The 18,670-nt window shown below is 64.5% G+C and carries 16 protein-coding genes and 1 tRNA gene; 14 read left to right on the top strand and 3 right to left on the bottom strand.

Annotation, left to right across the window (positions count from 1 at the left end):
* The coding region (locus tag GQS65_RS19810) for an amidase (protein WP_158206349.1) at window positions 1–1,390 on the top strand (1,390 nt) is incomplete at its 5' end.
* A 39-nt stretch (window positions 1,391–1,429) separates the two neighbouring features.
* On the opposite strand, the gene GQS65_RS19805 is transcribed toward GQS65_RS19810, so the two are convergent.
* Entirely contained in the window at window positions 1,430–1,717 is a 288-nt protein-coding gene (locus GQS65_RS19805) for a GYD domain-containing protein (protein ID WP_158206348.1), read from the bottom strand.
* Between the two features lie 197 nt (window positions 1,718–1,914).
* Between GQS65_RS19805 and GQS65_RS19800 the strand changes: the two genes are divergently transcribed.
* The gene (locus tag GQS65_RS19800; protein ID WP_158206347.1) at window positions 1,915–2,343 is read left to right on the top strand and encodes a bifunctional nuclease family protein; all 429 of its coding nucleotides are present in this window, start codon (window positions 1,915–1,917) and stop codon (window positions 2,341–2,343) included.
* 72 nt (window positions 2,344–2,415) lie between these two features.
* Window positions 2,416–3,285: a polysaccharide deacetylase family protein gene (locus tag GQS65_RS19795; protein WP_158206346.1), complete on the top strand. Its 870-nt coding sequence runs from the start codon at window positions 2,416–2,418 to the stop codon at window positions 3,283–3,285.
* 36 nt (window positions 3,286–3,321) lie between these two features.
* Here the strand turns inward: GQS65_RS19795 and GQS65_RS19790 are convergent, their stop codons facing one another.
* On the bottom strand, window positions 3,322–5,217 hold the full coding sequence (locus GQS65_RS19790; RefSeq protein WP_158206345.1) for a PINc/VapC family ATPase: 1,896 nt from the start codon (window positions 5,215–5,217) through the stop codon (window positions 3,322–3,324).
* Between the two features lie 136 nt (window positions 5,218–5,353).
* On the opposite strand from GQS65_RS19790, the gene GQS65_RS19785 reads away from it, so the two are divergent.
* From GQS65_RS19785 to GQS65_RS19735, 11 genes are all read left to right on the top strand, one after another.
* Window positions 5,354–6,475, top strand: a complete 1,122-nt coding sequence (locus GQS65_RS19785) for a M20/M25/M40 family metallo-hydrolase (protein ID WP_368280378.1) — start codon at window positions 5,354–5,356, stop codon at window positions 6,473–6,475.
* A gap of 49 nt (window positions 6,476–6,524) precedes the next feature.
* Window positions 6,525–7,445, top strand: a complete 921-nt coding sequence (gene gnd / locus GQS65_RS19780; protein ID WP_158206344.1) for a phosphogluconate dehydrogenase (NAD(+)-dependent, decarboxylating) — start codon at window positions 6,525–6,527, stop codon at window positions 7,443–7,445.
* A gap of 218 nt (window positions 7,446–7,663) precedes the next feature.
* Window positions 7,664–8,725 carry a thiamine pyrophosphate-dependent dehydrogenase E1 component subunit alpha gene (locus GQS65_RS19775; RefSeq protein WP_158206354.1) on the top strand — a complete coding sequence of 354 codons (1,062 nt, stop codon included), beginning with the start codon at window positions 7,664–7,666 and terminating at the stop codon, window positions 8,723–8,725.
* Entirely contained in the window at window positions 8,722–9,741 is a 1,020-nt protein-coding gene (locus GQS65_RS19770; protein ID WP_158206343.1) for an alpha-ketoacid dehydrogenase subunit beta, read from the top strand. Before GQS65_RS19775 ends, GQS65_RS19770 begins: the two co-directional genes overlap by 4 nt.
* Entirely contained in the window at window positions 9,738–9,998 is a 261-nt protein-coding gene (locus GQS65_RS19765) for a lipoyl domain-containing protein (protein ID WP_158206342.1), read from the top strand. The genes GQS65_RS19770 and GQS65_RS19765 overlap by 4 nt, the downstream gene beginning before the upstream one ends.
* A 264-nt stretch (window positions 9,999–10,262) precedes the next feature.
* Window positions 10,263–10,847: a 2Fe-2S iron-sulfur cluster-binding protein gene (locus GQS65_RS19760; RefSeq protein WP_158206341.1), complete on the top strand. Its 585-nt coding sequence runs from the start codon at window positions 10,263–10,265 to the stop codon at window positions 10,845–10,847.
* Window positions 10,848–10,988: 141 nt separating this feature from the next.
* A complete protein-coding gene (locus tag GQS65_RS19755; RefSeq protein ID WP_368280377.1) occupies window positions 10,989–12,464 on the top strand; it encodes an MATE family efflux transporter in 1,476 nt (491 codons plus the stop codon).
* Between the two features lie 43 nt (window positions 12,465–12,507).
* A tRNA-Arg gene (locus tag GQS65_RS19750) sits at window positions 12,508–12,580 on the top strand.
* A gap of 672 nt (window positions 12,581–13,252) precedes the next feature.
* Window positions 13,253–14,434, top strand: coding sequence for a site-specific integrase (locus GQS65_RS19745; protein ID WP_158206340.1), 1,182 nt, complete (start codon window positions 13,253–13,255; stop codon window positions 14,432–14,434).
* A 655-nt stretch (window positions 14,435–15,089) separates the two neighbouring features.
* Window positions 15,090–16,151, top strand: coding sequence for an HNH endonuclease (locus GQS65_RS19740; protein ID WP_158206339.1), 1,062 nt, complete (start codon window positions 15,090–15,092; stop codon window positions 16,149–16,151).
* Between the two features lie 246 nt (window positions 16,152–16,397).
* On the top strand, window positions 16,398–16,709 hold the full coding sequence (locus tag GQS65_RS19735; protein WP_158206338.1) for a hypothetical protein: 312 nt from the start codon (window positions 16,398–16,400) through the stop codon (window positions 16,707–16,709).
* Window positions 16,710–16,974: 265 nt separating this feature from the next.
* Here GQS65_RS19735 and GQS65_RS19730 read toward each other — a convergent pair whose 3' ends face one another.
* Window positions 16,975–18,273: a Cdc6/Cdc18 family protein gene (locus GQS65_RS19730; RefSeq protein WP_158206337.1), complete on the bottom strand. Its 1,299-nt coding sequence runs from the start codon at window positions 18,271–18,273 to the stop codon at window positions 16,975–16,977.
* Between the last annotated feature and the right edge of the window lie 397 nt (window positions 18,274–18,670).

The following is an 18,670-nucleotide window of genomic DNA, read 5'->3' as shown; positions in this document are numbered from 1 at the left end:
GGGGGAGTGCTCGCCGGTCGCGCTGGTCGAGCACTGTCTGGAGCGCATCGAGGCACGCAACGACCGCACCAACGCCTTCGTGACGGTGCTCGCCGACGATGCCCGTGAGCAGGCCCGAGCGGCCGAACGGGCCGTCGAGCGCGGCGAGCAACTGGGGCCGCTCCACGGCATCCCGGTCGGCATCAAGGACCTGACGTCGGTGGCGGGCGTCCGGACGACCTACGGGTCGGTGCCGTTGGCCGACCACGTCCCGGAGCGTGACGACCCGGTGGTCGCCCGTCTGCGGGCGGCGGGGGCCATCGTCGTCGGGAAGACGAACACCTCCGAGTTCGGCCACATCGCCACGACGGACAACGACCTGTTCGGGGCGACGGGCAACCCCTACGACCCGACGAAGACCGCCGGTGGGTCCTCCGGTGGGAGCGCGGCGGCCGTCGCCGACGGTCTCGTGCCGCTGGCGCAGGGCACCGACGCCGGCGGGTCGGTCAGGATTCCGGCGAGCGCCTGCGGTGTCGTCGGTATCAAACCCTCGTTCGGGCGCGTGTCGCGGCACACTCGTCCGGACGCGTTCGCCGACGCGAACCCGTTCACGGCGACGGGACCGCTGGCGCGGACCGTCGCGGACGCGGCGCTGTCGCTCGACGTGATGGCCGGCACGGACCCGGCCGACCCGTTCAGTCTACCGACGACCGACGAGCGCTTCGTCGACGCCGTCGACGCGTCCGTCGACGGGTTCCGGGTGGCGTACAGCCCGACGCTCGACGCGTTCCCCGTCGCCGAGTCGGTCCGTGACGTCGTCGACGAGGCCGTCGAGGGGTTCGCCGACGCGGGGATGGGCGTCGAACGGGCCGATCCGGCGCTCGGTGACCTGTGGGATGACGCCCGTCGCGCCTCGCTGGTGACGTTCCAGTCGCGGATGGCGACGACCGTCGCGGGGAGCGAGGCGGCGTTCGGTGTCGACCTCTCGGAGCGCCTCGACGACCTCAGCGGGGTGTTGCCCGCGATGGTCGAGCGTGGCAGGACGCACACCGCGGTCGACATCGGTCGGGCCAACGGCGTTCGGACGGCCGTGTTCGACGCGGTTCAGGAGCTTCTGGGCGAGTTCGACCTGCTGGTCTCGCCGACGCTCGCGGTGCCGCCGTTCGACGTCGACGCGTTCGGTCCCGAGTCGGTCGACGGCGAAGAGGTCGACCGCTACACCGGGTGGTATCTCACACAGCCGTTCAACATGACCGGCCACCCCGCAGCGTCGGTGCCCGCGGGAACGGTCGACGGCCTCCCCGTCGGCCTCCAGGTCGTCGGCCGTCGACACCGTGACGCCGACGTAATCGCCGCGTGTGCCGCCTTCGAGCGCGAGCGACCCTGGTCGGACCGTTCGCTGCCGTCCTGAGCGCGGCGAGGAACCGTGGTGGTCGCGCGGTGTGACCGGTCAGACGTCCTGTACGAGCGACCCGAACTCCTCGACGGGGAGCAGTTCGTGGGTGTGCATGTCCAGTCCCCGCCGTTCGACGACGAGGGAGATCTGGAGTGCCGTCTGGTGGTCGGGAGCCTCGAACAGGATGAGGTAGTCGTGGTCGCCGAGGATGGCGTACGCGTCTTTCATCTCCCCGCCGACGTCCGCGATGTCGTTTCGCAGGTCGCCCCAGACACTCGCCAGTTCCTGGGCGTTCTGGACTCGCGCTTCGACGACATCGACCAGCGCCATGTACGTGCCCATGCTTGGCGAAACTCGGGGCGGGCGTAAAGGGGTACTGCCCGTTGCGCCCTCACAACTGTTCCCAACGACCACGCACGGTCCGTGACGGACCCGACAGCCGTCGCTCCGAACGAAAAGCGACGCACGGCCGGCGACGTGAATGTGCGGCGTCTCGTTCAGGGGCTAACCTTACATACCCCGTTGGTGAATACCGTACTATGTCACCAGATGCCACGGTCCGCGGCGTCGGGGTGAGCGTCGACGACGGTGGTGACCGGACGCCCGTCGTGATGCTCGACGTCGGGGAGTCCGTCGTGCCCATCTTCGTCAGTGACGACCAGGCCCAGTCCATCCGCCTGGCACTCGAAGGCGGGAGTTTCGAGCGACCACTCACCCACGACCTGCTGCTGGAGATGACCGCGGAGTTCGGTGCGGCCGTCGACCGCGTCCGTATCGACGACCTCTCGGAGGTCACCTTCTTCGCCAAGATTGAGACCGAGCAGTACCGTGACGGCGAACGGCGGACGCTCTCGTTCGACGCTCGCCCGAGCGACGCGATCGCGCTCGCACTCCGACTGGACTGCCCCATCGAAGTGTCTCCCGCCGTCGTCGACCGTGCGGGTCGCCCCTCCTCCTCGTCGGCGTAATCACGCCCCGACCGGACGGCGTGGCCGCTCTGACTACCCACCGCTTAACACTCACCGAGCGGTGACTCCGGTATGCCTCCCTCCGACGCCGGCCACCTCGTGTTGACCTTCGACGACGGGTACGCCGCTGATCACGACCTGATTCGCCCGGTCCTCGCCGAGCGTGACGCTCGGGCGGTGTTCGCGGTGGTCCCGTCGTGGGTCGGGAAACCGGGCCATCTCACCGCCGTCGAACTGGACGCGCTGGTCGACGCGGGCCACGAAGTCGCCGCTCACGGCCGCCGTCACCGCTACCTGCAGGCCCTTCGCCTCGGCCGGGACGCGACGTCCGGTGACGACGACCTCCACGTCGCCGGCGAAGTCCACGACGACGAGGACTGCGGGATCGTCGTCGGCGACCGCTACGAAGTGACCGACGGCGACCACCGCGAGCCGGTCGAGATCGCCGCCGTGAGCGCCACCGAGGACGGTGGCGTGTTGACCCTCGCCGCTTCGCTCGACTCGGCGTTCGACCGGGGCGAGACGGTCGTCCGCCCCCACGAGTCGGTCGTCACCGACGAGATCCGTGGCGTCCGTGCGGCGTTCGCCGAGATGGGGTCCGACCCCTCGTCGTTCGTCCTGCCCTACGGTGCGGCCGACACGCGAGCGTGGCGGGCCGTCCATGAGGAGTACGACGTGCTCGCCAACGCGGCGATTCGGTCGCTCCCGAACCCGCCCGGCACCGCCCCGACGAACCTCCGTCGGTACTACCTGGAGACGACCCACCTCACGCGCGTCGAACTCGGCGAGTACCTCGACGCGGTCGCCGAGACGGGTGGTATCGGGGTCCTCGCCGGCCACAGCGCGTGGCAGTCGGTCACCGCCGAACGCGTCGGGTGGGTCGTCGGCGCGGCCCGCGAGCGTGGCGTCGAGGTGACGACGTTCGCGTCGCTGTTCGGGTGAGCGAAGCGTGGAGTATCGACACGACGAACCGGCCGCCTACGACGGGACGACCGTGATCTGCTGACTACGGTCGATAGCCTGCTCCATCTCCTCGGCGATGGCGCTGCCCCGCGAGACCTGAATCTCGCCGCCCCGCGAGACGGTGGCGGTGAACAGGTAGTCGCCGTCGGCGCGGACCTCGACGGTCTCGCCGGCCCGGCCGTCGACGGGGACGATGATGTGTCTGGACGTGATTTCGGGCGTCACGACCTCGCCGGCGTGGCCCGGCCCCTCGCTGACGCGGCTACCGTTTCCCGAACCACCGGACCCACCGGTTCCGTCCGCCCCGGCGTGCCCCCGGTGGTGGTCGGGGCGTTCGTCGAGGGTGCGGACGTCGATGTCGATACCCAGCGAGTCCTCGATCTGGTCGATGCGGCCGCCGCCCTTCCCGATGACGTAGGAGATGTCGTCCTCTTCGACGTAGACGACGGCGCGGTTCTGACTCTGGAGTTCGACCTGCACGTGTCCCCGCGCGACGGACCGAACCTCGCGTTCGATCTCGTTGCGCGCGAGGCGGTCGACGCCGGTGTCGGACTCGCCGTCGGCCTCGTCCAGCGGGACGGTGACGACCTGCCGGTTGAAGGTGTATATCTCGTACTCCGGACGCTGGGTCTCGTGGTCGGAGACGACGATGACCGGACGCGCGAGGTCCTCCTCCATCAGGCCGTGGGGGACCTTCACCTCCGTCGAGACGTCGTAGATGGTCTCGACGTCGCCGGCCTCGATGTACGCGACGGTGTCGACGACCTGTGGAATCATGCCGAGTTCGACCCGGCCGATGAGGCGCTGGAGCGCGTCGATGGCGCGGGTCGCGTGGACGACGCCGACCATCCCGACGCCCGCGAGACGCATGTCCGCGAAGGTGCGGAAGTCGGCGGTCTTCCTGACCTCGTCGTAGACCGTGTAGTCCGGTCGGACCATCAGCAGAGCGTCGGCGGTCTTGTCCATGTCCCCGTCGAGTTCGGTGTACTGGGTGATCTCCTCGCCGACCTGGAGGTCGCGGGGTTTCTCCATCGTCTTCACGGAGTAGTCGGCATCCGAGAGGAACTCGGCGACGGCCTGGGCGTAGGTGGACTTCCCGGCCCCCGGTGCCCCCGCGATGAGGACGCCCCGCTGGTGGTCGAGCAGGCGCTCGGTGATGTCCTCGCTGTAGGCGTAGTCGTCCATCGTCGTCTTGACCATCGGCCGGACGGCCGTGATCTCGACACCGTCGGAGAACGGTGGCTGGGCGATGGCGATACGGTAGTCCCGGAACTGGACGATGGTCATCCCTGGCTCACTGAGTTCGGTGAACCCGTCGTCGGAGACGTCGGCGGCGTTGCGGACGTCGCTGACGTACTCGCGCATCGTCTCGTCGTCCAGCACCTCCTCGCCGATGGCCTCGTAGCGGACGTTCCCGACGTCGCCGCGTTTCGCCATCGGGCGGACCCCCGTCTTCAGGTGGACGGACATCGTCTCCTCGGTGAAGTACGACTCGATGGCCAGCTCCTCGACGGCGTCGTCGTACGGTTCGAGGTACTCGACGTCGAGGCTCTGGGCTTTCGCCACTTCGGCCTGGACGATGTCGCTGGTGAGGAACGCGGCGTCGTACTCGTCGGCCACGTCGCGGATGATGGCGTCGATAGCCCCCGAGCGGGCGCGCTCTATCTCCTCGGTGTTCGCCCGCCGGCCGACGTACTCGACCGTTATCTCGCCCTCGTCCGCGAAGTCGGCCAACCGCTGGAGTTCCTCCAGTCCCTGCCAGCCGATGTCTCGCCCGGAGTTCGCCTGCGCTTCGAGTTCGCCGACGACGGCCTGTGGAACGTAGACCGTCGCGCCGGCGAACTCACCGTCGTCGACACGTTCGGACACGCGGCCGTCGACGACCACGCTCGTGTCCGGAACGACATTCATACACGACGTTCGGACGGCGGGACTGATAAGGCTACGTAACGCGCCCGGAGTCGTCCGGTTCGTGTCGTATCGACGTGACGCCGGACCCGCCCGCGTCCGCCGGAGCGTTTTCGACCGTCGCACGCACAGGGAGGACGTGACCAAACGACCCGAACTCACCGACCTCACCCGTCGTCTCGTCGCCACGCCGAGTCACGACGACGAGACGGCCGCCGGCGCGGTCATCGCCGACTGGCTTCACGACCACACCGACGCGACGGTCGAGCACGACCCCGAGGGTGCCGGGGTCGTCGCCCGGAAGGGCGACCCCGACGCCGCGAACCGCGTCGCGCTCGTCGGGCACCACGACGTGGTCGCGCCCGACGCCTCGCAGGTGACCGACGACGCACTCGTCGTCGAGGAGCGGACGGTCGAACGCGAGGACGGACGCGAGGAGCCCCGACTGTTCGGCCGTGGCAGCGCCGACATGAAGGGGGCCGTCGCCGCCGCGATGGTCGCGTTCCGCGACGCAGACGCACCGTGTACGTTCGCCTCGTTCCGTGGCGAGGAACGCGGCGGCGTCGGGGCACGCCACGCCATCGAGGAGGGGTTCCGTCCCGACTACGCTATCGTCGCCGAGGGGTCGACGAACTACTCGAAACCGGGTGTCACGGACGTCGTCGTCGCACACAAGGGCCGACGCGGGAGTACCGTCACTGCTCGGGGGACGGCCGCCCACGCCAGCGAACCCGACCGCGGCGAGAACGCCATCTACCGGGCCGCTGAGGCGGTCGAACTCGTCCGCGACCTCGACACCCCCGAAGCCGAGGTGCTCGGTGTCACCCAGTCCGGGACCGTCGCCGTCACCGAAATCGAGGGCGGGAGCGGCTGGAACGTGATTCCCGAGGCGTGTTCGTTCACCGTCGACGAGCGAACCGTCGCGGGCGAGCGTGCGCCGCTGGCGCAGGTCGAAGCCATCGACGGTGTCTCGTGGACCGTCGACCAGGACCTCCCGCCGATGGCGTGTGCCGACGACGAGTTCGCGGAGGCGGTGCTCGCGGCGGCCGTCGACGCACAGGCGGGGACGCCAGAACTCGTCAGCAAACCCCACGCCACCGACGCCGGGTGGCTCGCGGGGGCCGGAACGACCTGCGTGGTCTGTGGTGCCTCCGAACCCGGGGAGGCACACACCAGAGACGAGAGCGTCTCGCTGGCCGTCCTCGACCGCTGCGAACGCATCTACCGGGGTGCCGTCGAGCGTGTCGCGGCGTTCGAGTGAGTCGGCCCGGACCGCAACCACTACCCCACCACCCCGCACAGCCCCGTGTATGCAACTGGGAGTCGTCGGTCTGGGGCGGATGGGCCGTATCGTCGTCGACCGCACGCTGGCGGCGGGCCACGACGTGGTGGCGTTCGATATCGACGCGGAGGCCCGCGAAGAGGCGGCCGACGCGGGCGCGACGCCCGCCGACTCGCTCGACTCGCTCGCGGCGGAACTGGGCGAGGCGAAGCGAATCTGGCTGATGGTCCCGGCGGGCGACGCCGTCGACGCCGCGCTGTCGGAACTCGAACCACACCTGAGCGACGACGACGTGGTCGTCGACGGCGGGAACTCCCACTTCGAGGACTCGACACGCCGCGCCGAGGAGACTCCTGCGGCGTACCTCGACTGTGGCACCTCCGGCGGCCCGGCCGGTGCGGAACTCGGCTTCTCGCTGATGGTCGGCGGTCCCGAGTGGGCCTACGAGACGTTGACACCGGTGTTCGACGCCGTGGCGACGGGTCCCGACGGCCACGCCCGGATGGGGCCTGCGGGGTCGGGCCACTACGTGAAGATGGTCCACAACGGCGTCGAGTACGCGCTGATGCAGGCGTACGGCGAGGGGTTCGAACTGCTCCACGAGGGGCGCTACGACCTCGACCTCGAATCGGTGGCGGGCGTCTGGAACAACGGCGCGGTCATCCGCTCGTGGCTGCTGGAACTCTGCGAGGAGGCGTTCCGCGAGGAGGGGAGTTCGCTGGGGACCGTCGCCGACCGTATCGAAGGTGGCTCGACGGGCACGTGGACGGTCCAGGAGGCGCTGGCCCAGGAGGTGCCGCTCCCGCTCGTCTACGCCGCCCTCTCCGAACGGTTCGGGTCACGGGCCGACGAGGGACGGTTCTCGCGGCGTCTCGCCAACCGCCTGCGCTACGGCTTCGGCCGGCACGAGGTCCAGCGCCGCGACGAGAGCGAGTCCCGAACGGAGTGAGGGGTTCGGGAACCCGAGCGGCGACCGGAGGACGCCGCGAGGGAGGGTGGGGTTCGACTACGAGGAGTAGCAGCCTCTCACGCCGGCCGGGCTCTTCTTTCGGTGCTGACTCTCTCTCCGTCGGTACGGTAGCCACCGAAATATAACGAACGTTTATCATGTTTCTCGGAAAGGGTGAACCGGGAAACGCCATGGTAAGTGTGAACACACGAGAGGAGATGTACGAGGCGATGGTGACCGCGCGTCACTACGAGGAGCGCCTCCAGGAGGAGTATCTGGAGGGGAAACAGCCGGCGTTCGACATCTCGGCGGGGCCGATTCCCGGCGAGTTGCACTTGGCGGCGGGCCACGAGGCGGCCGCGGCGGGCGTCTGCGCCCACCTGCGACCGGAGGACACGGTGACGGCGACCCACCGACCACACCACGTCGCCATCGCCAAGGGCGTCGACCTGGAGCGGATGACCGCCGAGATATTCGGTCGACGGACGGGCCTCTGTAAGGGCAAGGGCGGGCACATGCATCTGTTCGACCCGGACGTCAACTTCGCGTGCAGCGGCATCATCGCGCAGGGCAGTCCACCGGCCGTCGGTGCGGCGCTGGCCGCGAAGAAACGCGGCACGACGGACGTCGCCGTCTCGTATCTCGGTGAGGGAGCCATCAGCCAGGGCGGGTTCCTCGAATCGCTCAACCTCGCCAGCGTCCACGACCTGCCGGTCGTGTTCGTCGTCGAGGACAACGACTGGGCCATTAGCATGCCCAAAGCGCGCGTCACGGACGTCGAGAGCGGTGCACAGCGAGCGAAGGGGTTCGACATGCCGGGCGTCCGCGTCGACTACGACGACGCCGTCGCGGTGTACGAAGCCGCCCGCGACGCAATCGAACGGGCGCGGGCGGGCAACGGCCCGTCGCTCGTCGAGGTGCAGGTCCACCGACGGATGGGGCACTTCATGGGCGACGCCGAGGGCTACCGCCCGACGGAGGACATCGAGCGCGCGAAGCGCCTCGACAGCATCGAACGCCTCGCCGAGGACCTCCGCTCGGAGGGCGTCACGGACGACGAACTCGCCGAGATAACCGACCGCGCTCACCAGCGCGTCGAGGCGGCCATCGAGTGGGCGAAAGACCAGCCGGAACCGGACCCCGACGAGGCGTTCGACGACGTGTTCGTCACGCCGCCACGGGCACAGGTCGTGCCCGACGGCGGTGGCGACCGGGGTATCGTCGACGCCGTCGACGTGCCACCGGGTTCGGACGACGACATCGGAGGTGAGGACCGATGACCCAACAGGTAGCGACGGGACGCGAACTGACGATGAGCCGAGCGATGGTCGAAGCCATCGCCCACGAGATGCGCGAGAACGAGGAGGTGTTCTACATGGGCGAGGACGTCGCCGACTACGGCGGTATCTTCGACTCGACGCAGGACCTCTTAGAGGAGTTCGGCCACGACCGAATCATGGACGTCCCCATCAGCGAGACGGCGTACATCGGCGCGGCCGTCGGGGCCGCTCAGGCCGGGATGCGCCCGATTGCGGAGCTGATGTTCGTCGACTTCTTCGGCGTCTGTATGGACCAGATCTACAACCAGATGGCGAAGAACACCTACATGAGCGGCGGGGCGGTCAACGTCCCGATGGTGCTGACGACGGCCGTCGGCGGCGGCTACAACGACGCCGGCCAGCACTCCCAGACGCTCTACGGTACGTTCGCGCACCTGCCGGGGATGAAGGTGGTCGTGCCCTCGAACGCCTACGACGCGAAGGGGCTGATGCACGCCGCCATCCGCGACGACGACCCGGTCGTCTACATGTTCCACAAGCGCCTGATGGGCATCGGCTGGATGCCCGCTCCCGAGGGGCCGAAGACGGAGGTGCCCGAGGAGGCGTACACCATCCCGTTCGGTGACGCCGCGGTGCGACGCGAGGGCACCGACGCCACCGTCGTCACGCTCGGCCTGCACGTCCACCGTGCCCTCGAAGCGGCCGAGGGACTCGCGGACGACGGTATCGAGGCGGAGGTCATCGACCTGCGGACGCTCGTCCCGTTCGACACCGAGACGGTCGTCGAGTCGGTGAAGAAGACCGGCCGACTGGTCGTCGTCGACGAGGACTACCGCTCGTTCGGCCTCTCCGGAGAGGTGGTCGCCCGGGTCGCCGAACACGCGCTCGACGACCTCGAATCCGTCCAGCGCCTGGCCATCCCGGACGTGCCCATCCCGTACGCTCGGCCGCTCGAAGACGCCATCAACCCCCAGACGGCGGACATCGCCGAGGCGGTTCGTACGGTCACGAAATGAGCGACTCGCCGACCGTCGTCGACTCGGCGCTCGTCTGGCCCGACGACGCGATGGACGTCGAGGAGGCCGTCGTCAGCAACTGGTTCGTCCGCGAGGGCGCACACGCCGACGAAGGCGACACCATCTGTGAAATCCAGATAGAGAAGGTGTCCATCGACGTGTCGATGCCCGTCACCGGCGTCGTCGAGGAGCGACTCGTCGGCGAGAGCGACGTGTTCGCGCGCGGTGACCCACTGGCACGAGTCAGACCGGACTGAGACGGTCGGCGGTTGGTGGAGCGGACGGTTTACGAGGCAGTCGCGTCCTTCAGTTGTACCGCGAGCGAGTGAGCGTCAGCGAACGAGCGAGCGGGCCAAAGAGCCCGTGAGCCGAAGGCGAACGGGTGACGCCGGTTTTCACTCCAGGTTTTGCCAGCGAACCGAGCGGCGACCGCGAGGCACCGCCGAGCGTGTCGCCGCGACGTGAGTACAGCGAAACGTGGTATCGCAATGCTGTTAACGCCCCCTCGCTAACCCGCGGACATGGTAGACGTACTGGGAATCGGCGTCGGGGCGACTATCGTCCTGCTCGTCGTGGTCCTGCACTTCTCGCGTGGGACCGAGTGGACGCCCACCGAGGACATCTCTAGCGACGTACTCGAACGGCGTGCTTCGACGGTCCCCGAGACGGACTTCCCCGAACCGATGAACCGCTCTATCGGTGGCGGCGGCGTCGCGGCGGGCGCAGTCGGCGCTGGCTCCGAGGGTGAACTGGAAGACGGGGAGGGTGAAGAGACGGTCGACGACGACCCGTCGGCCATCCCCGACGACGAGGCCGAGACCTACGAAATCGAGTTCGTCAAGGAAGGCACGACCATCTCCGTCAAGGAGAACACGACCGTTCTGGAAGCGGGCGAGGAGGAGGGCTGGGACCTCCCCTACGCCTGCCGGCAGGGCCAGTGTATCTCCTGTGCGGGCCACATCACGGACGGTGGGCACGCCGAGGACTACATCGAACACCACACCAACGAGATGCTCGGCGACGCCGAGATGTCCGAGGGCTACACGCTGACGTGTGTCGCTTACCCCACCACCGACTTCTCCATCGAGACGGGCGAGAGTCCGTAACGACGCGACACGCCGATTCTCTCCGCTTTCCGCCGACCGTAGTGGCGTCGCCGGTCGTCGTCGCTCGGGATGCTATAGTCACTGCATCTCACGCCAGCCCTATAGTGTCGGAACCGAACCCCTCACGAGAGTGAACTCCCCGTGAGTCGAGACCGAAGTATCACCGAGGGCGGGTTGGCGTGGCCGCTGTTCACGCTGGCGTGGCCCATCGTCGTCACCGAACTGCTACAGGTGGCGTACAACCTCGCCGACACCATCTGGCTCGGACGCTACTCCGCTGCCGCCGTCGGCGCGATGAGCCTCGCGTTCCCGCTCATCTTCCTCCTGCTGTCGGTCGGTGGCGGGTTCACCGTCGCCGGGAGTACGCTGGTCGCACAGTACACCGGCGCGGGCAGCGACGGCGACGCCGACTTCGTCGCCGGCCAGACCCTCTCGTTCGTGACGAAACTCGCCGTCGTGCTCGGCGCACTCGGGTTCGTGGCGACGGGCCCGTTGCTCGGCCTCCTGCCGACGGACCCCGAGACGGCCCGCGAAGTCGTGCCGCTCGCCGCCGACTACATGCGGGTGTTCTTCCTCGGAACGCCGTTCCTGTTCGGCTTCTTCGTCTTCTCGGCGCTGATGCGTGGCTACGGCGACACCCGAACCCCGATGCTCGTGATGCTGCTGTCCGTCGTGCTCAACGTCGTCCTCGACCCCATCCTCATCTTCGGGTTCACCGAGAACCCGCTGTTCTCGATGCTCGGGGCCGAGGCGCTCCAGACGAGCCTGTTCGCCGAGACCGGATTCGAGGGGATGGGCGTCGAAGGGGCGGCGCTGGCGACGCTCGTCGCCCGTGCGGCGGCGACGTTCGTCGGCGTCTACGTGCTGTTCGCCACCGCGCTCGGTCCGGACCTCCGTCTGTCGTATCTCAGTACCGACTCCGACACCGTCCGGAAGATAGTCGACATCGGCGTGCCGAGCGCGCTCGAACAGTCGACCAGCGCCCTGGCGATGATCACGCTGACCGCGATGGTCGTCACGTTCGCTACGCCCGTCGTCGCCGCCTACGGTCTGGGCAACCGCCTCATCTCGCTCGTCTTCCTCCCGGCGATGGGACTGGGCCGAGCGACCAACACGATGGTGGGACAGAACCTCGGCGCACAGAAGGCCGAACGTGCCGAACGTGCCGTCCAACTCGCCGCTAGCACGGGTGCGGGGGTGATGTTCTGTGTCGCCATCGTCGCGTACCTGTTCGCCGAACCCATCGTCTCGGTGTTCATGGCGACCGGCACCGCCGACGCCGCCGAGACCATCCGTCACAGCGCGGAGTACCTCCGCATCCGGACGGTGGAGTTCGCGTTCATCGGCGTGTTACAGGTCGTTCTCGGGGCGTATCGGGGCGCGGGCAACACGAAGACGGCGCTCGGCTTCTCCCTGATGGCGCTCTGGGTCGGGCGCGTCCCAACCGTCGCCTATCTGGTGTTCGTCGCGGGATGGGGACCGACGGGGCTGTGGGTCGGGATGGCGCTCGGCAACATCGTCGGCGCGTTCGGCGCGGTGGCGTGGTTCCTCCGAGGGACGTGGAAGGAGTCGGTCGTCGACGACAAACCGACGGGCGGGACGCTCGCAGAGGACTGAAACTCACAACCGTTATGCCCCGGCGTCCGGTAGTCGGGGCCGAGGGCCCGTAGCTCAGTGGATAGAGTGCCAGGTTCCGGACCTGGTTGTCGGGGGTTCAAATCCCTCCGGGCTCGCTACGTTCCATGACGCCCCAGAACCAATAGACGGAACGGGTGTGCTTATAAAGAATCCCGGCCGGCGGAGGTCAGAGTTCGTCATGGCGTGTAACGGCGGCACTGCCGTCATGCGGTTCGTAGGAACTAATCTATAGCTCTCCTGACTTATTCGTTTCGGCGGCAGGTCCGAAGCCAGTCGGACATTCAGTCTAGACCGGGATACTGTGGTCTTGGTTTCTTAGCTACGAGAGATTACTCACCAACCACAATTGGTATCATATTGTTACCTGGTTCGGAGATGAACCCACAGCCATTTAAGTAGCTGGTGGACTGATAAAGATGCTTCTGCATCACAGGAAGCACGGAAATCGGCACCCTCAGCGTCCGGAAACGCAGTGTAGTGAACGGAGCTGATGGTGGCCGCTGACCACCAGCAGGTGGTCAGATGAACGCAATCACACCCTCGCGGGAGAGCACGCCTGCGCTTGCGGAGCATTGCACTGCTCCGTGACTCTCCACCCCCTCAATCCTAATGAATGGAGGGGGGTAGCAGAGCGCCGTCCTTCTGCGGGGTGGAAAAACAACGAAGAGTAACAACCACAATGAGACAGATCTACATCTCTATCCGCCCGCCCGAACGCGAACCGCTTGCCCTCCACCCCCTCCACATCCATCAGGAGGTGACGAGTGATGAGTAGTACAGATCCCCCACAGAACGAAGATGGGATGAAGCGAGCATTCAGAGAGGTACTCAGAGATGAGTTCGGGTTCGAAGACGAACTTGACCGGGTCATCCCCAATCCTGAACAGTCGCTACCAAAGAAGACGGTAGCAGCAGGGCTTAGGGAGCATCTGGAGGATGTCCAGCGCCAACACTCTGTCGGGACCTATCAAACCCTCCAGTCGAGACTCGGATTCTTCGAACGCTGGTGTAACATGGAGGTGGAAGGTTCGAAACGCATCGAGTATCTCCGAGACCTCACTGGGCAGGATATCAGAGATTTCAGAGACTGGCGGCGCAGCGAAGGCGAGTGGAATCTCGTTACCGAAGAGTCCCAGATGGGGTCTCTGAAAAAGTTCCTGTGCGAATGTGAAAAGCCCGGCTGGGTCAAACCGGGTCTCTCCAACAAGGTCCCTATACCCACGGTCAAACCCGATGACGAGAGTCGGGAAGTGACCGTCCGACAGGAAGAAGCCGAAGCGATCCTCGATCATCTCGAGAAGTTCGAATATGCCTCGCTTCAACACTGCTTTTACTTGGTTACCAAAATCACTGGTTGCCGCATCAGTGGATTCCAGAGCCTCGACGAATGCGACTACGAATATGACGAGGAGACGGGGGGTGCGATACTGAAGTTCCGAAACAGACCAGAGACTGGCACCCGGTTGAAGAACGGTTCTCGGAGTGAGCGGAACTTCGGCATCGACGAAGATGATCGAGAGGTGATTGATGACTACATCGAACACAACCGCCCAGACGTCGTTGACGACGACGGTCGTAAGCCGCTGTTCGCAACCAGACAGGGACGCCCCGCTGCTTCGACGCTTCGAAAGTACGCCTACATGTGGACAAGGCCGTGTGCGACCACCGGAGAGTGCCCCCTTGGTCGCAATATCGAGGAGTGTGATGCAGCACAGTCGAACGATATGGCAAACCACTGTCCCGACAGTAAGTCTGCACATCCAATTCGACGGGGGCGGTTGACAGGGGAGCTGACCAAGGGTATACCCCCCTATCTACTCGCCGAGAAGTACGACGTCTCACCCAAGACGTTGAAGAAGCACTACGACAATCGATCGCCCGAAGAAGTACGTAGGACTGAGGAAAACCTACGAAGACTCCTTAACGATGGAATGGACCGGATGTATTGATTCCGTCGTCATTCTACTCGACGTAGCAACTCAAAAGTCCCTCTGACTAATTGACTCGTGAGTCATTGCCATCCGTCCTCTGAGACAGTCAATAGCCGAATCTTCTCACCATCCTCGGTTGGATGACTCAGGGAAGTACGTGCAAGTGTCAACTCGAAACGCTTGCTTCGACGACATCCAGGTAAGTCCTGCGTACGCGACGAACGCTGACGTCGCCAGCTACGACTGGGCTACTCCCCGAACAGAGTCAAACGTCCAATTCCCGCGTCCGCTGGTTCGAAACCGACGACTTCCGCATCCACTGCTCGCAACAGTGCCAGACCAAGGACTCGTGGGAGTGTTGATGGGACTGCCACCCCAACGGAGTGGCGGGTCGTACTCACCACAATGCTCACTTGCCTCGACGACTAAATCAAGCCGTTCTGGAACGAGTAGTGGTACTGTGGAAACCTTCACCGGGGTTTCGACAGGACGTCACCGAATTGAAATCGACCCGATGCAGGGGCACTTTGGGACGTTTTATGAGGACAACGAACCCGTGAGGCACTCAGCATCATTACCGCTGGCGCACCAATCGTGCGATTCAGCGCTCCCGGGCACGCCCCTCCCCGAGATAACTCGAACTCCGGCCACACAGACATTTAGTAGCTGACGGATGTACCGACGTGGTACCGTGCAACACGCGTTTCAGGTTGGACAACGATACCGCGATACGGGAAGCTTCCGTAACGCAGACGACCAGTTCCTGCGGTGGATTCGTGGCTCGCTCGACAGTGGTATCAAAAACACCGGTGGAATCCGTGGCCTCAGCGCTGACCACTCCGACACGCCAGCCGCACTTGTGTTGGTCTCGAACGATACCGGGGTCTCGCAGCACGACGACCCCTGGGAAGACACCCTCGCGGTCAACGCGGGGTACATCAGTTACTGGGGGGACGCGAAGGCCGGCAACCCGTACGACGAGTCCGCGTACAATCGGCAGATCAAGACCGCGTTCGACCGGGCGGCGGCGGGGCAGCGAGAGGACGCCCCACCAGTGCTCGTCTTCCGTAAACCAGAGTCCGGGGTCGTCGAGTTCTGCGGGCTGGGGGTCCCGGATCACTTCGAGGTTCGGTCCTACCGGGACGACGCCGGTGTGCAGGTCCCAAACTACCTCTTTCACTTCTCGATTCTCAACACACAGTCCGTTCCCGTCTCGTGGCTGCACGACCGTGCCCGAATGAACGACGACGGCCACGCTCCAGACGTCTGGCAGCACTGGGTCGAGACCGCAGAGGTCGCTCAGTGGCCAACTGGCGAGCCGCTGGATCAGAGTGGGCGAGTCCGCCGCTACGAAACCGCCGAGACCGTCGTGAGCGAGACCTTCCGTACGGACACGTTCGACCGGTACGAGCACACGTGTGCGATGACCGGGATTCGAGAACACGACTTGCTTGACATCGCACATATCCTGCCGCGGAGTCAACATCCCGACCTCGCCGAACACCCGGAGAACGTCCTCGTCCTGAACTCGTTGCACCACCGGGCGTTCGACGCCGCGCTGTTCACGATCGATAGCGAGCATCGAATCAGGACGAGCCCGTCGTTCGACCCTGCCCACCCGTTCCTCCGTGAGACAATTACGGATCGAACGGGAGAACAGCTCACGTTCCCGCCCAGCGTCCAGCTGCGCCCGTCGTTCCTCGACGAGCTCAATGCCGGGCTCGCGTGGCTCTAGCGCTGCACGGTTCTCGTACCCCAGTCACCACGGCCGCTCGCGGTTACGAGCTCCTGTCGGAACACCTGGTGTGTCGGGCCTTCTAACGGTGAGTAATCTCGCCTCCAAGGTTGTGTCTACCGCACGATCCCTACGTCTGCACTGGCACTGACGATAGAATCCACAGAACGGGATTCATCAGCGAGGAGAGGGCAGGGTCGCACAGTAAAGATTGAAATGGTAACTGGTTCAAACAGCGACAGACCAATGGGCTCTGGTACTGACGCGGACTTGAACGCGCTGACGGACAATCAACAAGGGTTGTTGAAAGTGCTGGCGGACGCCGACGGGGAGACACTCACTGGTGTCGAGGTGCGAGAACGACTGGAGAATGACTACAACATCTGCCTGACGAAGAACGGAATGAACGCCGTGTTTCGACGCACTTCGAACTATCCACGGCACATGGTTGACATCACCCTCAAAAAGCCCAGCACGCACGATGTTGAGGTGCAACACGCGACCCATCGGCTCAAGAAACCATACATCGACACTGTTCGCACTCAACTCCAGCGGTAGATTACGGGTTCTACCGGCTGTTGCACGCTCTGCTCCGGTAACAGTGCTGAAGCCTGCGCTCGGCGCCGTTTTGGAGAAAAGACGCCGGGTGAATGGCCACTACTTCTTACGAGTTCTGTCTGTCGGCGGCCGTCATCGTCTGGGGGTGGGGATCCCGGTTCGGTCCAACATGATGCGCGTGTTGGCGCTCCACAGTAACTCTCGCCCAATTCATGAGCGTGTCTGCTTAGGATAGCTCCAGTTGGGTCGATGCGTCAACAAGAAATTAATAGAGACTCAGGATGTTCTTGCGTTGCGGGGGAGAGAGTTCGTTATTGTGCACCGCTCGCTTGCACACATCCCTCATCGAGACTGTGGTGTCGTCGTGCAGCTTTGCCTCGTGCAGTAACTCGAATACTGTTTGAAGCTCGATCGACAGCCCATACTCGTAGTACTGCCCCGAGTTCGGTGAACGAGGGCTATTGTTGATATCTCCTCGAGCCACGAGCCCACGTTCGTGGAGACTGTTTAGATACGTTCGCATCGTCCGCTCACTCGTAGTGGAGCCCTTGTGCAAGTTGATGTGCAACCGTGTCAACGCCCGCGTTCGCGCCGGGGCCTTTCCGTACGCAGTCGCGCAAGCGACCGTGAAGAGGACTTGCTGCCCCGTTCCAGAGAGATTTCGCACCGTTTGCTCCACTCGGATTGGCGTGAGAGACTCCTCGGCCGCATCAATATCGGCTTTGATGAGACCACAATCTTCCCGGTCCGCTGCCTCTCGGAACCTACACCGAGCGACTTCCCCAGATTCCTGGAGAAGCTTGATCGCATCTCGGATGTCGCCCCCCATCTGGAGGCACTTCGCGGTACAGTAGCGTATCTTCTCTTCTGAAACCACCCCTTCGACGAAGCCAGCCTCACTCCGCTGTTGCAGAATCGTGGTGAGCTCCTCGGCTGAATACGGCGGGAACGTGAGACGATGGGTCTGAAGACTCGACTCTGTTGTCGAGCGAAGGTCCTCCGTCATCGTTGGATCGTTCAGAATCGCTATCGTTCCGACTCGGAGCTCCGGAAACCGATCGCGCTCGTTTATTCTCGACAACTCCCGAAGCACCACGTCGGGGTTGTCGATGTCGTCGGCTTCATCGATAACAACGTAGAGAACACCAGTGAACCGTTCGAGTTCCTCCAGCAACTTTTCTACCACACTCTCGTACGGATAGCCGGTATGCGCTATCGTTTCTTCACTATGGGCTTCGCGGATCGTGTTGACAATCTGCGTTAGCGTTTGCTGTGAACTACTCTCGTCGCAGGCTGTAACGAAGACGGTGCTGAATCCACGTCCCTGCGCCTCCATCTCTTCCGCGAGTAGGCTCAGAGCGTGCTTCGTAGTCGATGACTTTCCGGTCCCCTTCTCCCCGTCGATGAGTAAATTCGTCGGAGGCCTTCCCTGGAGGGCAGGTTCGAGGTGATGGATGTACTGATTGAGTTGTTCGTCACGTTCATAGAATAACTCTGGACGATACCCTGTGTCGAACGCACTTCCCGGCGTGAAGACCACCGGAGTTGTCTGAAACTTCGACATGTGTAACTAAGCCCATTTGTCGCTTATAAGGGTTTGTCAACGCTGAATCTTCTCGAGGACAGAGACCCCAGACTTCCGGAGCCCCACACCACTCAATGTGAACTGCTTCGAAATCAGGTTCTGACGAAGAGAAAATAACCAGGCAGGGGTGCCAGCAGTTCTTCTCCAATCCCCATTACGGAGTCCTATGGATGTAGTTGTATTAAGACTTTCTCTGATTCAGAAGAGTTCTCTTGAGAAGTCTAGTTTTGGCCATACGCTCCGGAAACGTGGTGTGAGGGAGTCATCTATGAGATGCATGATTGAACGTGTAGCCGACCAATTGTTGTCCCGTATCGGTGCAGTGTGGTAAAGAGGACACACCGGCATATGGTATTATTTGGTTGACACTTAACAT

The organism is Halomarina oriensis (assembly GCF_009791395.1).
Classification (GTDB): domain Archaea; phylum Halobacteriota; class Halobacteria; order Halobacteriales; family Haloarculaceae; genus Halomarina; species Halomarina oriensis.
Note: the sequence above shows the minus strand (reverse complement) of the source record. Positions and strands in the feature narration are given on the sequence as shown.

What these genes read in the sequence shown, in the direction of transcription:
- GQS65_RS19740 (WP_158206339.1), top strand. Translation starts at nt 15,090, where the DNA reads ATGTACCGACGTGGTACCGTGCAACACGCGTTTCAGGTTGGACAACGA.
- GQS65_RS19795 (WP_158206346.1), top strand. Translation starts at nt 2,416, where the DNA reads ATGCCTCCCTCCGACGCCGGCCACCTCGTGTTGACCTTCGACGACGGG.
- GQS65_RS19805 (WP_158206348.1), bottom strand. Translation starts at nt 1,717, where the DNA reads ATGGGCACGTACATGGCGCTGGTCGATGTCGTCGAAGCGCGAGTCCAG.
- GQS65_RS19800 (WP_158206347.1), top strand. Translation starts at nt 1,915, where the DNA reads ATGTCACCAGATGCCACGGTCCGCGGCGTCGGGGTGAGCGTCGACGAC.
- GQS65_RS19760 (WP_158206341.1), top strand. Translation starts at nt 10,263, where the DNA reads ATGGTAGACGTACTGGGAATCGGCGTCGGGGCGACTATCGTCCTGCTC.
- GQS65_RS19775 (WP_158206354.1), top strand. Translation starts at nt 7,664, where the DNA reads ATGTACGAGGCGATGGTGACCGCGCGTCACTACGAGGAGCGCCTCCAG.
- gnd (WP_158206344.1), top strand. Translation starts at nt 6,525, where the DNA reads ATGCAACTGGGAGTCGTCGGTCTGGGGCGGATGGGCCGTATCGTCGTC.
- GQS65_RS19765 (WP_158206342.1), top strand. Translation starts at nt 9,738, where the DNA reads ATGAGCGACTCGCCGACCGTCGTCGACTCGGCGCTCGTCTGGCCCGAC.
- GQS65_RS19770 (WP_158206343.1), top strand. Translation starts at nt 8,722, where the DNA reads ATGACCCAACAGGTAGCGACGGGACGCGAACTGACGATGAGCCGAGCG.
- GQS65_RS19730 (WP_158206337.1), bottom strand. Translation starts at nt 18,273, where the DNA reads ATGTCGAAGTTTCAGACAACTCCGGTGGTCTTCACGCCGGGAAGTGCG.
- GQS65_RS19735 (WP_158206338.1), top strand. Translation starts at nt 16,398, where the DNA reads ATGGGCTCTGGTACTGACGCGGACTTGAACGCGCTGACGGACAATCAA.
- GQS65_RS19745 (WP_158206340.1), top strand. Translation starts at nt 13,253, where the DNA reads ATGAGTAGTACAGATCCCCCACAGAACGAAGATGGGATGAAGCGAGCA.
- GQS65_RS19790 (WP_158206345.1), bottom strand. Translation starts at nt 5,217, where the DNA reads ATGAATGTCGTTCCGGACACGAGCGTGGTCGTCGACGGCCGCGTGTCC.